Source organism: Moraxella sp. CTOTU47618 (genome assembly GCF_032017425.1).
Lineage (GTDB): Bacteria > Pseudomonadota > Gammaproteobacteria > Pseudomonadales > Moraxellaceae > Faucicola > Faucicola tetraodonis.
In genome coordinates, this window is the sequence record NZ_DALZPW010000008.1 from 41,245 (window position 1) to 55,574 (window position 14,330).

At 42.6% G+C, this 14,330-nt stretch carries 11 protein-coding genes; 7 read left to right on the plus strand and 4 right to left on the minus strand.

The window, feature by feature from the left end:
* Window positions 1-6 precede the first annotated feature (6 nt).
* A complete protein-coding gene (locus RTS09_RS07595) occupies window positions 7-972 on the minus strand; it encodes a hydrogen peroxide-inducible genes activator (protein WP_159675960.1) in 966 nt (321 codons plus the stop codon).
* Between the two features lie 571 nt (window positions 973-1,543).
* Between RTS09_RS07595 and ahpC the strand changes: the two genes are divergently transcribed.
* Complete coding sequence (gene ahpC / locus RTS09_RS07600; RefSeq protein WP_076774574.1) at window positions 1,544-2,110, plus strand: alkyl hydroperoxide reductase subunit C; 567 nt, start codon at window positions 1,544-1,546, stop codon at window positions 2,108-2,110.
* Window positions 2,111-2,262: 152 nt separating this feature from the next.
* Complete coding sequence (cytX, locus tag RTS09_RS07605; RefSeq protein ID WP_312535761.1) at window positions 2,263-3,462, plus strand: putative hydroxymethylpyrimidine transporter CytX; 1,200 nt, start codon at window positions 2,263-2,265, stop codon at window positions 3,460-3,462.
* A gap of 153 nt (window positions 3,463-3,615) precedes the next feature.
* Here the strand turns inward: cytX and RTS09_RS07610 are convergent, their stop codons facing one another.
* Both RTS09_RS07610 and RTS09_RS07615 read right to left on the minus strand, forming a co-directional pair.
* The gene (locus RTS09_RS07610) at window positions 3,616-3,840 is read right to left on the minus strand and encodes an HP1242/YdcH family protein (protein ID WP_007116424.1); all 225 of its coding nucleotides are present in this window, start codon (window positions 3,838-3,840) and stop codon (window positions 3,616-3,618) included.
* A gap of 212 nt (window positions 3,841-4,052) precedes the next feature.
* On the minus strand, window positions 4,053-4,934 hold the full coding sequence (locus RTS09_RS07615) for an IS982 family transposase (RefSeq protein ID WP_036598391.1): 882 nt from the start codon (window positions 4,932-4,934) through the stop codon (window positions 4,053-4,055).
* A gap of 140 nt (window positions 4,935-5,074) precedes the next feature.
* On the opposite strand from RTS09_RS07615, the gene RTS09_RS07620 reads away from it, so the two are divergent.
* Window positions 5,075-7,141, plus strand: a complete 2,067-nt coding sequence (locus RTS09_RS07620; protein ID WP_051500319.1) for an alkyl/aryl-sulfatase — start codon at window positions 5,075-5,077, stop codon at window positions 7,139-7,141.
* Window positions 7,142-7,217: 76 nt separating this feature from the next.
* On the opposite strand, the gene RTS09_RS07625 is transcribed toward RTS09_RS07620, so the two are convergent.
* Window positions 7,218-8,108 (minus strand): competence protein CoiA family protein, encoded by an 891-nt coding sequence (locus tag RTS09_RS07625; RefSeq protein ID WP_036598423.1) that lies wholly within the window; start codon window positions 8,106-8,108, stop codon window positions 7,218-7,220.
* Window positions 8,109-8,219: 111 nt separating this feature from the next.
* Here RTS09_RS07625 and RTS09_RS07630 point away from each other — a divergent pair, with 111 nt between their 5' ends.
* The 4 genes from RTS09_RS07630 to RTS09_RS07645 all read left to right on the plus strand — a co-directional run bounded on the left by RTS09_RS07630 (window position 8,220) and on the right by RTS09_RS07645 (window position 14,283).
* On the plus strand, window positions 8,220-8,357 hold the full coding sequence (locus tag RTS09_RS07630) for a hypothetical protein (RefSeq protein WP_156652230.1): 138 nt from the start codon (window positions 8,220-8,222) through the stop codon (window positions 8,355-8,357).
* Window positions 8,358-8,493: 136 nt separating this feature from the next.
* Complete coding sequence (gene ahpF / locus RTS09_RS07635; protein ID WP_312535766.1) at window positions 8,494-10,077, plus strand: alkyl hydroperoxide reductase subunit F; 1,584 nt, start codon at window positions 8,494-8,496, stop codon at window positions 10,075-10,077.
* Window positions 10,078-10,287: 210 nt separating this feature from the next.
* A complete protein-coding gene (locus tag RTS09_RS07640) occupies window positions 10,288-11,190 on the plus strand; it encodes a 3-hydroxyacyl-CoA dehydrogenase (RefSeq protein WP_076774571.1) in 903 nt (300 codons plus the stop codon).
* A 171-nt stretch (window positions 11,191-11,361) separates the two neighbouring features.
* Window positions 11,362-14,283: a hypothetical protein gene (locus tag RTS09_RS07645; RefSeq protein ID WP_312535770.1), complete on the plus strand. Its 2,922-nt coding sequence runs from the start codon at window positions 11,362-11,364 to the stop codon at window positions 14,281-14,283.
* Window positions 14,284-14,330 lie beyond the last annotated feature (47 nt).

The window sequence follows — 14,330 nt, forward strand, 5'->3', positions numbered from 1 at the left end:
AAAAAATTATGCCTCTGTGGCGGGCTTCGCTGAAGTCATGGACTCAGAGTCTGCGGTGGCTGGCGCAGATGCCAATTCGCTATCGTGTAACCCTTGGGCAAACAAGCGACCCAATAGATTAACATCATCGACCCGCGCATAATTGAGACGGGTGACAAACGCCAAGCGGCGATGCGGACCGGCTTCATTAAGCGGCACTAAAGACACATTGTCAGTTTGCTGGCGCACTTGCCCAGCTGCCATTTGCGGGACTAGCGTGGTGCCCATACCGCTGATAGCCATTTGAATTAACGTATGCAGGCTCGCTTCACTAAAGGCGTGTTTGACGCGGCTTTTATCCAGATGACACACCGATAGCGCATGATCGGTCAAACAATGTCCTTCGCCTAGCAGCATCAAGTTACTGTTAGCTAACTCATCAGCATTGATGCTGGGTAAGTTGGCGTGTTTACTGTCTTTAGCAAATACCGCCAAAAACTTTTCTGACCAAAACTCAAATGATAACATGCCGTCAGTATTATAAGGCAGCGCAATAATGGCGGTATCAATCGCGCCATAACGGACTTTTTCAAGCAGTCGCTCAGTTTGTTCTTCTACCACATTGAGCTGAAATTGTGGGAATTGTTGGCGCAGTAGCGGCAATACCTTGGGCAGCAAAAACGGCGCAATCGTTGGGATGATACCAATCGTCATCGGGTAGGCGAGTGGGGTTTGGTGCGTCTGGGCGCGGGTCACCAAATCATTGACTTCGGCAAATATCCGCGTGGCTCGCTCAAGAATTTCCTCCCCAATCGGGGTGATTAGCACTTGCTTGTTGTTACGCTCAAAAATTTGGGTATCAAGCTGCTTTTCCAGCTCTGCAATCCCCAAGCTTAAAGCAGATTGTGAGATATTGCACTCTTCTGCTGCCCGTTTAAAATGCTTGTATTTGGCAACTGCCAATGCAAATTCTAATTGTCGTAATGTAATCATGGTTTGAATTTTAACCTTTAAAATAGCGTAAAATCTTCGCTAACGCGTTTTAGTTAAAGATAAATAAAAAGATAAAAAGGTAAAAAAACTGACGGCTACCCTAGCAAAAAACACGCAAAAGATGCATGCTAAAAACTTCAATCAACCGAATCATTTCAAATTTAGTTTACCATTTTTGTGTGCTTTTACGAGTGGAATATTTTTTAATCTATCATTAATTTGGTTTTGGTATTGAATTCATTATCGAGTCTTTCAAAATAATTACAAGATAGCCTAAAGATTGAAACTACAAGGCAAAAACCTCAAGGTTAATTTAAAAATTTAATCAATCAATTAAAAACTTTAAACTAGACTGAATCTTAAATTGTACTAAGATAGACCCATCGATAACAACGTTTGGTGTGTAAAAAATAACAACCGACTATAGCCTAACAAGCTAGAAGCCTAAAAAGCTAGGTTGCCAATGACATCAAATTTGTGTTATCAATATAGCACTCACTGATTTGGCTTTGTCAAATGGTGATGTTGCTAAATTTTTAACCACAACAATAGCTTATATAAGGAAAAATCCATGGCTGCAATTATCAACCAAACCATTCCAGAATTCAAAACCCAAGCATATGTGAATGGTGAATTCAAAGAAATTTCATCTGATGACGTTAAAGGCAAATGGGCAGTGTTTTTCTTCTACCCACATGACTTTACTTTTGTTTGCCCAACTGAACTTGAAGACATGGCAGACCATTACGAAGAAATCAAAGCATTAGGCGCGGAAGTGTATGCGGTATCGACAGACACCCATTTTGTACACAAAGCATGGGCAGATGCGTCACCTGCAATCGCTAAAGTAAAATACCCAATGCTTGGCGACGGTACTGGTAAAATCACCCGCGGCTTTAACGTGATGATTGAAGAAGACAACGCTGCCCTTCGTGGTACTTTCTTGGTAGACCCAGACGGTAAAATCAAAGTGGCAGAAATTCATGACTTAGGTATCGGTCGTTCTGCCAAAGACTTAATCCGTAAAATCCAAGCGGCTCAATACGTGCGTGACAACGACGGTGAAGTATGTCCAGCGGCATGGGAAAAAGGTAAAGAAACCTTAAAACCAAGCCTAGATTTAGTAGGTAAAATCTAATCTTGATGTTCTAATGTTTCATTGACTGACAATTAGATAAAATTAAAAAACCTCAAATTGAAAGATTTGGGGTTTTTTTTATTCAACGACTGTTGTTAACAATGATAAAATCAGCTTCTTTGAAGCTTGAGAAAATAACTGAGAAATTAACCATGGATAGCGCACAAACCACCCACCAAACTGGCAGTCAGACCACAAGTAGCCATCACGCCTTGCTGTGGGCAGGGGCAGCTGTATCAATCGCTGAGATTTTGACGGGCACCTACCTTGCGCCGTTGGGATGGGAGCGCGGCTTGTTAGCGATTGTCATTGGGCATATGATAGGTGGGGTGCTATTTTTTCTAGTGGGCTATATTGGGGCAACCCAACGCAAAAGTGCCATGGAAACGGTGAAGGGTAGTTTTGGTTTTCAAGGTGGGATGCTTTTTGCTTTGCTAAATCTTTTGCAATTGGTCGGTTGGACAGCCATCATGATTTATGATGGGGCATTGGCGGTCAATGGGATTTGGGCTATCGGACAAGCGGCCTGGTGTGGCGTAATTGGCGCACTGATTGTACTGTGGCTGTGGATGGGCAACCGCTTCTTTGGCAAAATCAATGCGTTGGCGGTAGCGGGGTTATTTATTTTAACGCTTATTTTGTCGTTTAAATTATTTAAGTTAGGCGCTGGGGATGTGGTAGCGACAAAAGACGTGGCAGCAGCGATGAGCTTTGGGGCAGCGGTTGAGCTCGCAGTCATTATGCCATTATCATGGTTGCCACTGGTGAGTGATTATACGCGCCATGCGCAAAAACCTTTGCAAGCGACGCTCGTGAGCACCGTGAGCTATGGGGTGATGAGTGCGTGGATGTATGCGATTGGACTGGGCATGGCGTTGTATACCCAAACGTCGGATTTTGCCCAAATGCTATTACAGCTTGGATTGGGCGTGACTGGGTTATTGTTGATTGTACTTGCGACGGTGACAACCACGTTTTTGGATGCGTACTCGGCAGGCGTGTCGGGTGTCTCGCTGTGGCAAAAACTCCCAGAAAAAGGCTTGGCAATTGGCATTACCCTCATCTGTGCCATCGCAGCGATGCTGTTTCCAATGGATGATATCACTGAATTTTTATACTTTTTAGGCTCAGTGTTTGCGCCAATGGCAGCCATTCAGATTGTGGACTTTTTTATTTTAAAAAATACCGGTATCAAACAGCGTTTTAATGTCAAAAATTTGATTGTCTGGGCGATTGGTTTTTGCTTGTACCGTTATTGGCTTGCCCATCCACTCGATATCGGGAATACCTTGCCGGTGATTATAGTGACGATGCTATTATGCTTCTTGGTTAATGTATTCACAAAAAAATAATGCCGTCAGCCACGCTTAAACCAATTTTTTTATAGTCCAATTTTCTTAAAGTAGGGTTAATTGGTTGATTTAAGCCTTACACTCGCTATCAATAGCAAAAGCCCTGTCACAACGAACAGGGCTTTAATCAAAAAATCGAATTTAGCTTAGAACTTATTTGTTTTTATTGTCTTCTAAGATTTTGTAGATTTCATCCTTTAATTGCAGTTTTTGTTTTTTTAATGCTTCAATTTCGTCGTCACGGCTGCCTGCTGCAACAGGATCTTTTTCTAGGTTAATGATTTGAGCATCTAATTCGTTGTGTTTATCAAATAATTTTTCAAAGTGTTTATCAGAAGTTTTTAGTTTGCTAATAAGTTCGCGATGTTCTGGAAACATAGTCTTTTCCTTTTTTTGGTTGTATGTGAAAAATAATGCAAAGGGGTCAATACATAAGACAAATTTGATTGAGTTTGTTTATTGCATTTGTCTTATTAGCATTGTAACGAAAAATTGTAGGGTTGACTATACGCTAATCGTTAACAATTGGTGATAGGGAAAAAGCCACACTATCAATGGATTGAAGTAATTTATGTATTAATACCCCACTCTCAACTTGAAATAAGCAAATCAAACTGAAGAGGCGGGTTACCAAGTTTTTTGTTGAGTACAAAGCACAGATTGTGTGAAAGAATCTTACGAATCAATCGATGAGACAAATGCCATAAATCTCTTGCTCGTACCCTTTGTATATTAAATCGTTCTGATAGCTGACCAATGACTGTTTCAACGATACGGCGGGCTTTCATCAGCCGTCTTACCACAGGTTTGGGTCTATCCTCTTTCATATTAGCTCTGAGTGGCGTTTGTAAATCCACGCCTTGAGCGTCGTAGTACGATGTCAGACTAGGGCTGATATACCCTTTATCAGCGCCAAGTAGCCCATGAATATGAGTGGTGATTTCTGGGGCAACCGCTCTTTCATCAACATTGGCAGGAGCAAAGGTAAAGCCTTTAATCATGCCCGATAAGTTAACAAGCAAATGTCCCTCAAAGCCATAGTATCTCTCTTGCTTAGCCGCACAGTAGCTAAAAGCCGCTAAGTCTTGATAGTTTTTATGCCGATAAGCGCGTCCATAATGACAGACGGGTATCGGAAAGCCATCCATAAAATGGATGTTGTCACGGCCCTCAAGTTCACTGACTTTATCTTGTATCTGCTGTTTGACTTGCCACAGATTGGCGCAGTGCTTTGCGAAGTTAGGGTATGAGCCGATGGCTGGAAACCAGTCTTGCCAATGCTGGGTAAAGTATTGCCAAATTTGTTTGTCTTGATCTAGGTGTAAAAATTCACCGACCATCTCCATGCAAATAACCTCAGGATCACTTAGCTTTGGCGCGTAACCTGCACTTCGCAAGGGTTTGGTGACGACTATTTTGTAATATTGCTCTACCATTAAATAGATATTTATGATAAATTCGTCTATGGGCATCTCACAACTCCATTGTATTCTTGGTCGAAAACAATAGATTAGTGAGGTGCTCTTCTTTTTTCAATCACTTTCGAAGTTGAGAGTGGGGTATTAAATGATCGTAATTAATTTTAACCTGCCATTCATAAAAGGAATTTATTATGGTAATAATCAGCCATAAAAAAAACACAGTTAATAATCTTCGTCATTCAAAAGAGTTGTTATTACTTTGTAGCAGTATGCTACTAATAGCTTGTAGCTCAGCACCTGCGCGTACAGGAACAGTGACTAGTGTAAGCGGTGATAATCGCGCCCCTACGACCGCTACCATCAAAGCTAATAGTCAGGTCGCCAAACAATTAAACCTTAACGATCAGCAAGATTTCACAGACGCGCGTCGCGGACTTATCGCCAGTCCTAAAGATTTGAAAATCCCATCCTCTAAAGACGCCTCGAAGAACGTCTGGAATATGAGTGCTTATGATTTTATAGAAGGTGAGGCTCCTGCTACAGTCAATCCTAGCCTGTGGCGACAAGCTCAGCTCAATAATATTCAAGGACTATTCGAGGTAACACCAGGTATTTATCAAGTTCGCGGTTTTGATTTATCTAACATGACGTTAATCAAAGGCGATAGTGGCTGGATTATTATTGATACGATGACCTCAAAAGAAACCGCGCGCTATGCTTATGACTTCGCTATGCAGCATCTAGCTAAGCGCTATCCGAATACAACCAACGTCAGTGCTATTTTATTTACGCATAGTCATGTTGATCACTTCGGCGGAGTATTAGGCATTGTTAGTCAGCAAGATATTGAGCGTAAGAAAATTCCAATTATTGCACCTGCTGGGTTTATAGAAGAAGCGACCAGCGAAAATATCATTGCTGGTAATGCTATGCTACGCCGCGCCGTTTACATGTACGGCAAAGACTTGGCGCGTGATGAATTCGGTCATATCGATACTGGCTTAGGAAAGAGCCCAGCTTTTGGAGAGGTCAGTATTACCAAGCCTACGGTATTAATTGATCGCACTCCTACTAAACTAAATATAGATGGCGTCAAGTTCGAGTTTCAGTACACGCCTGAGTCAGAAGCTCCAGCAGAACTAACCTTCTATCTACCAGAATACAAGGCTTTTGGCGGTGCAGAATTGGTGTCACGAAATATGCATAATCTGTATACGCTACGCGGTGCAAAGGTACGTGATGCTTTGAAATGGAGCGGTTATATAGAAGAGGCGCGTAATATATTTGGTGATGCCGATATCTATTTCGGTAGTCATCATTGGCCTATGTGGGGGCAAGACAATATTCAGAAATTCTTAAAGCAACAGCGCGATACTTATAAATTTATTCACGATCAGAGCGTGCGCCGTATGAATAAAGGTATGACACCAGGCGAGATCGCTGAAGATATTACTTTGCCTACTAGTTTGTCGCAGGAATTCTATAATCGCGAGTATTATGGCACAGTAAAACATAATGCACGTGCTGTCTACCAAGGTTATTTAGGATGGTACGATGGTAATCCTGCCCATTTAGATCCGTTACCTGATCCACAACGTGCTACCGCTTACGTCGATCTAGCTGGTGGTAGTAATAATGTATTATTAAAAGCGCAAAAAGCCTTTGATGAGGGTAACTATCGCTGGGCCGCTGAGCTATTGAATCATTTGGTATCGGTTGAACCCAAAAACATAGTAGCGCGCGAGCTGCTAGCGCGTAGCTATGATCAATTAGGCTATCAAGCGGAATCAGGACCGTGGCGTGATGTTTATTTGACCGGTGCTTTAGAGTTACGTCAAGGAACATCCAACACCAGCGTGAATCTTGCCGCTACTAAAGACCTATTATTACAAACGCCAGTCTCTAACTTTTTCGATACTTTAGCTGTGCGTTTAAAATCAGAAGATGCAGCTAATAAAGACACTAAGATAGTGATTAATTTTACGGATCTAAATGAAAGCCATCTCTTATGGATTGAGAACTCAGTGCTCCATCATCGTTTAGTTGATGATTCTAAGCCAGTAGAAGAGAAGGTTAATGCTACGTTGAATTTACCTCATGCTATGTTTGTCGATTTATTAGTAGGTGAAACAGATTTTAAAGGTATGTTGTTATCTAAAGAGTCTAAGGTTGACGGTAATCCACTTGGCTTGATAGGCTTCTTTAGATTGTTTGAGAAGCCTAATTCTTCATTTGGTATAGTGTTGCCAGATGAGTAAGGCAGCTTGTTTTCGACTATAACTATTAAGGCCTTGCTAACAGCAAGGCCTTAATAGTTATATATATTTTATTATCTCATTGCTTGGGTGAACTATCCATTTCTTGTAGTCGTTGAAAGACGGTGTCTGAAAATGGTTTGAAGTAATTCCATGACTTATATTTTTGATTGTACTGACCACCGCCTTCGTTACGCCATTGCTTTAGTATCTCAATGACATCATGGTTGTAGGTCACACACTTGATAGACATCATGCCTGAATTAAAGACCCTGACATCTACCCAAGCATGGTTGACGGTAAAGCGATAGATGGTATAGCCTTTATCAAAGCTTCCGTTGCTATTCTCATCAGTACTGCTCTGGCAATTATAAAGAGGCTCAGGTGATGGTGTAGGGGCTATTGTTAATGATTTCGGTGCTGGAAATATCCACTGCTTATTACTGACACAGTCTAGAATATAATCTTTGGCTTCCTCACTTGGCAACTCAATACCTTGTGTGAGGATTTCTCTCAAATCGATCTCAACGGTCTTAATACCTAATTGCTTAATAAAATCTGCTTTATCAGTATCGATGAAAGAAGTCACAGCAACTTCAATAAACATCATTTCTCCGTCAACCGTTGCGACTATATCAGGTCGAATACAGCCAACAGCTTGCTCTTCGATTAGTTGATCAAACTCCCAAGTTTTATCTTCACTATTTTCGTCATCAGGTAGTGATGGTAGTGTTAAATATTTCTCTTCCATAATGACTTGCTTAGCAAACTTGTGTAGGATACTTTCAGGGTGAATCGTGCAGCTTTCTTTATTACTTAGATGCGAGAAGTGATGCTCATTTTTCTCACCTTTACGAGCCACCACAGGTTCCGCGCATTCAAAGCAAAAACACATACAAGCCAGCCCTCGCTCGACTTGCTTAACATTGACGATTTGCTTCTGCTCATTAACAGCAATTGACATAGACATAGTTACCATCCTTTTGTTAGTTGGTTAGGAGTGAGGTAACTATGCGATAAAATTTGATCTTGAAATAGGCTGCTATAGGGATGTTAATAGGGGTTTAATCGGTGCAATTATATGGAAAACAATCACTTAGTAGTATTCAATGAACTGCATGATCAGCTGATGAATTATCCCCGTGATACGCTTTGGGATACGTATTTAAAGATTATCGTCAGCGAGCAGCTAAGAAAAATTGAGTATTCGGAGTATTAATATTTTGTTATATAAAATAATAAACGTTTTGTTTTTTAAAACATAGCTATCAACTTTCTCACATTGTCAAAGCCTGCAAAAATCACAATAATAAGGTTAACAAAATGACTTACCCAATGACTAGAAGGAAAATGCCATGTTAGATCAAGGTTTATTAGATGCAGTGAAAAGTTATAGCGAACGTATGACTCGCCCGATTGAGTTTGTGTTGGGTGAGGGTGAACATGAACAGCGCGCTGAACTGGTGGATTTTTTGACCCAAATTGCAGGCACTACTGATAAGATTAGTTTGAGTCAACAATTCGATGCCAATCTATCACCGATGAGTTTTAAAATCCGTAGCCAAGACAAAGATACGGGTATCATTTTTAGTGGTATTCCAGGTGGTCACGAATTTACCTCATTGATTTTGGCGATTTTACAATCAGGTGGTAGTGAACTCAAACTTGACCCAGGTATTCAAAATATCATTAAGGCGATTAAACAACCGCTAAAATTTGAAACTTTCGTCTCGTTGTCTTGCCACAACTGTCCTGACGTGGTGCAAGCGCTAAACCAATTTGCGTTACTCAATGACAACATCAGCAATGAAATGATTGATGGTGGTGTGTTCCAAGACATGATTAACGAGCGCAATATCCAAGGCGTACCTGCGGTATATTTAAATGGCAAACCTTTTGCCAATGGTAAAATTGACACTGCCAAACTCATTGAGAAACTGCAACAGCAATATCCAGATTTGATGAGTGGTGCCGCAGCAGCCGAACAGCTTGAGCAGCAAGATGTGACCATCATCGGTGGCGGACCTGCGGGTGTGGCGGCAGCCATTTATGTGGCACGTAAAGGCTTAAAAGTGACCATGGTAGCTGATCGTATCGGTGGGCAAGTGAAAGATACCCAAGATATCGAAAACTTGATTTCAATCCCATTGACCAATGGTAATGAATTATCTGCCAATTTTGTCAAACATATTACCGCTTATAGTATCACGGTTAAAGAAATGGTAAGCGTGACATCCATCACCGAAAATTCTGCACAAATAAATGAGCAAGGCGAGGATAAGCTAACCTACCAAATTACCTTGAATACGGGTGAAAGTTTTAGTACTCGTGCGATTATCGTAGCGACGGGGGCAAAATGGCGTAAGCTTAACATCAAAGGTGAAGATGAAAATATCGGTAGTGGCGTCGCATATTGTCCGCACTGTGATGGTCCGTTCTTTAAAGGCAAAGACGTGGCAGTTGTGGGCGGCGGTAACTCAGGGATTGAAGCGGCAATTGACTTGGCAGGCATTGTCAAACACGTGACAGTGTTAGAATTTGCTGACACGCTCAAAGCAGACCAAGTATTGATTAATAAAGCCAAAGAGCGCGATAATATCGATATCATGACAAGTGTAGCGAGCCAAGAGATTAAAGCAACTGATGGTAAAGTCAGTTCGCTAATTTACCAAGACCGTACCACCGGTGAAAACAAAGAATTGCCATTATCTGCTATCTTTGTGCAAATCGGACTGGTGCCAAACTCGGAAGTGGTCAAAGATTTGGTACAGGTGACCAAATTTGGTGAAATTGAAATCAATGAGAAATGCCAAACCAACAAACCCGGAATTTTTGCCTGTGGTGATGTCACTACCGTGCCGTTTAAGCAAATTAATATTGCGATGGGCGAAGGTAGTAAAGCGGCACTCAGTGCGTTTGAATACCTTATGTTGCAATAATTTTTCACCTTTTTTTTTAGTTATTTTTCAAAAAAAGCCAAACCTCATAGTTTGGCTTTTTTTTTGGCGGCTAATTTTTTTTGGCGAGTAACTTTTTTTGGCGGGCAATATGGTGTTGCCTTGTCAGTCTATATTGGTGCGGTAGGCATACTACCCAAAATCCGCTACAATAACTTGCAAACTATTAATAGCGATTTAAAGGAATAAATCATGACAACAGCAAATACTTCATCCATCAAGCAGGTCACGGTAGCCGGCGGCGGCGTACTGGGTTCTCAAATCGCCATGCAAAACGCCTTTTTTGGCTTTAACGTCACAATCTTTGATAAAGAACCCGAAAAGGTCAAAGAGCGCATCGCAAAACTCATGCCCATCTACGCCAAATTCTATGACAAAAGCCCAGTACAAGCCCAAGTAATCACCCATGCGATTCGCTATGTGACTGACTTAGGCGAAGCAGTGGCACAGGCTGATTTGGTGATCGAAGCCTTACCAGAAATCCTTGATATCAAAAATGAATTTTATAAAGCGCTGGCAAAGGTAGCCCCTAGCCACACGATTTTTGCCAGTAACAGCTCAACGTTGATTCCTAGCCAAATGGTCGAGGCTACAGGTCGCCCCGATAAATTTTTGGCGTTACACTTTGCCAACCGTATCTGGGTGAACAACACCGCAGAAGTCATGGGCTCAGCGCATACCGACCCTGCGGTATTTGACAGCATTGTTGCTTATGCCAAAGCCATTGGCATGGTGGCGTTACCACTCAATAAAGAACAGCCTGGCTATATCTTAAATACCCTATTAGTGCCTTTTTTAAATGCCGGCATGCACTTGTATGCCAATGACATTGCCGATCCCCAGACCGTTGACAAAACCTGGATGATTGGCACAGGCGCACCGATGGGACCGTTTGCCATGATGGATATCGTAGGGGTTAATACCATTGTTAATATCAGCCAGCAAAAAGCCAAAACAGGCTCAAAAACTGCCGAGCGATTTATCCAAAAACTGCAAACCGAACTGATCGATAAAGGTCGCACAGGGTTTGAAGTGGGGAAGGGTTTTTATGATTATCCAAACCCGGCTTATAAAGACCCTGATTTTTTAAAATAAGCGTCAAAAAAGTTTAAAAGTCAGTATTTGAAAGTCAGTAGATGACAAAAGCCCATTGACCTAACATGGGCTTGGTTTTTTATCTTTTATTGCGGCAGCACCCACCGCTAGCACTTGCCAAAGCCAACAATTTACCCCAAAATGATAAAAAATTGTTGCCAAAAATCCCCGATGAAGCCAACCATAGCCCAACAAATCAACACCTTATTATATTATTTGCAGACCAAACAGACACCGCCGTTTGAGATACTGTTTTGGGAAAACTTGCAAAAGATTGACTTTGATTATTCAGCCAACAGCCTACAACAACTCAGTCGGTTTTTTGCAGCAATGGCAAAACGCCACATTCAGTTGCCACAATTATTGGCACACCAAAGCGGGCAAGCACTTATAGTAGCGCTCGCCGCCTATATTGCAGACTATTTAGCCAAAACCACCGGGCAACCGATTGCTTGGTATGACTATGACAGGATGTCAGCGCAACTGGCACGGCAAAATAAGTACCCCATCCAGTCACAGTTACCTGCCAATTTTTACAGCTCACTCACCGCGCGCATCGGGCACAAAGTCTATTGCCAACCGCTTAAGCTATTACCAGATTTGCTGCAGGGTAAAGATGTGTTGCCACAGTTTATTGCCCAGATGACGCAGACCGTGTATCAGCAATCGCAAGTCAACTTATTGCAATCGCCTGAGGCGGTGTGTCAGGGCTATTTGGCAAAAGTGAAAACAGGCAAACTACAGGATGCCGCTATCGCATTTTCTACCTATCTGGCAGCGGTGAATTTTGATTATAGCCGTGATAGTTTGGTGCAAATTGATGAGGCGTTATCGGCTATTCAGCAGGCGTTTGGGTTTACGCAAGCGGATTATCTGGACTTTTTGCAAGATGCCTCACGTCAAGCATTTTGCTATTTGCTGGGGTTTTATATTGGCGTGACCAGCAGTCGCTTGGCCAATGCGCCCGTGCGCTGGGTATCTTTTGCCCAGATGTATGACAGCTTGGGCGAGACGTTTGCTGAATGCCTTGAGCATAGTTTTGTGCTGCTGTTTGAGGACTGCTATCGCACACCGGTGCTGGTAGTGACCAATCGCTTATTTGGACTTGCTAGGAATTTTCCGACCACCGCTGCTGAGTTTGCGGATATTTTGCAACGGCAAAATGCAGGTCACATAGCGGTTTATCCTTATCAAGACGCTGTGAGCGCTACCGCTGACTTGCCAGCGCCTTGGACGTCAGCCATGCAGGCGGCGGGTGCTTTAGTGGCGTCTGTGCTATCAAGGCTATCACAAGGTGAGCCGATTTTACCTTGTGTGTATCAAGCCCATAGCAGCGACAATACAGGGGATGAATTAACCGCATTTAATCCATCCAATATTGCGCTGTTATCTCCTAGCGATACGGATTTAGATACAGCCACAGATACAGACACAGACACGGTGATTGATAGCCTCTACCAAACGCTGCATCAAAACCCACAGTTAGCCCGCATAATCGTTGGCTGTTTTGATAGCTATACCAATTTGCCGATGAGGCGCACTGAAGGGATCGTGATTGAGATATGGGTGTATGACAACCCTCGCTTACAGCTGCAGCTTGTGTTGCCGTATCAGCCCGCGAATGATTGGCACAGTCTAAAAATTTATCCGTTAGTCAGTCATCAAAATGGCGCACAAACAGCGATTACATCCGAACAAGTAGCCGCGTTAACCACTCACTTTTACCAAGCACTGCTAAGCACACCACCAACACAAAATACCGCGGTCAAAACGCTGTGGCAAGATGCCTATGTCAATCAACTTGATAGCTGGGTATTGCCGCCCAAAGACCAGCGTATCCAGCAACAAAACGCGCAGCTGGTGACGCATTTTGATTTTGCGCTATTGCCGATACTCGATAATCAACCCACTGTGAATATGGCAGCTTTTGACTATACCAGCATTGATTGGCGCGGGTTTGATTTGGCGAAACATATTTTGCAAGCCAGCCACCATGAACAAAGCTATTTGCAGGTATACGTCAGTGATAACTTGATTAAAGATGAACTATATCGGCAAGTAGAAGCGACTGAGGATTTATATCGCTTTGGCAAAGTGGTGTGGGGCGTTGTGATAAAATCTGATGCGGCGTTAACCAAGCCTATATCAGAAGAGGAACGAGACACGCCTTTTACCAACCATCGGATTAGTTGTGCCGACATTTTGTTTGATCCAAGCGGGCAAGCAAGGGTAGAAGACTTGCAAGCCAAGGCAAGTCAATTAATGGATGCGATTGGCACAGTCAATCAGCCGACAAATGCTACGCCCGACGTGGCGTTTTATCAATTACATTGCCAAGACGACACATCTAGGGTGTTTAATTTGGCTTATCCAGCCAGTATCGCAGCGACAAACTATCGGATAACTACCAGTTGGATTTGGCGGCGTCATTTGCCCAATGGCATGTTATCAAATAGCGTAGTGCCCATTATTATTCATACTGATGCTTACCAAAATAAAGCCGAGCAGGGCGAAATTATGGTATTGCCTAGCCAATTATGGGATAAAGCCTATTATCACTATTGGCTGAGCTTGGCCTATGAGCAGTTTGGGCAAGATTATGATTTACTTCCCTATATCCACTGGCAGCAAAAATACGGACAGGATAGCACCGATGCCGCAACCCAAAAGCGGCTATGGCCAAAATTTAAACCCAATCGAGCACCCAACCGAGCATCTAGCCGAGAACAAAGTTCAGCTATCGGATTGATGTCAGACAAGCTAGAAAATCCAATATCAGCTACTGCTAAGCAACAAGGAACTATTCAACAAGCTGCTGTTCAACAAGCCACTATTCAACAAACGACTGGGCAAAAACTTGGTGATGTAAAGCCAACTTTACAGCCCTTCATAGCGTCAACCTCACAGACACCAAAAGCGTCGCCATCCTCGCTGTCCAATGAGCTGACGCAGCAACTTATGAATGACAAGCTGCGCTTACAAACCCAATTATCCACCAAAGATACAGCCAAAGATAAGAAACTCCTAGTGATTGCTATCGGTGGGGTGCTTGTTTTGATTATCATGATGATACTGGTCAAATTGATGCGATAAATTTCCCCAATTTTTATTGGAAAAAAGTCAGCATACGCATCAAAAGG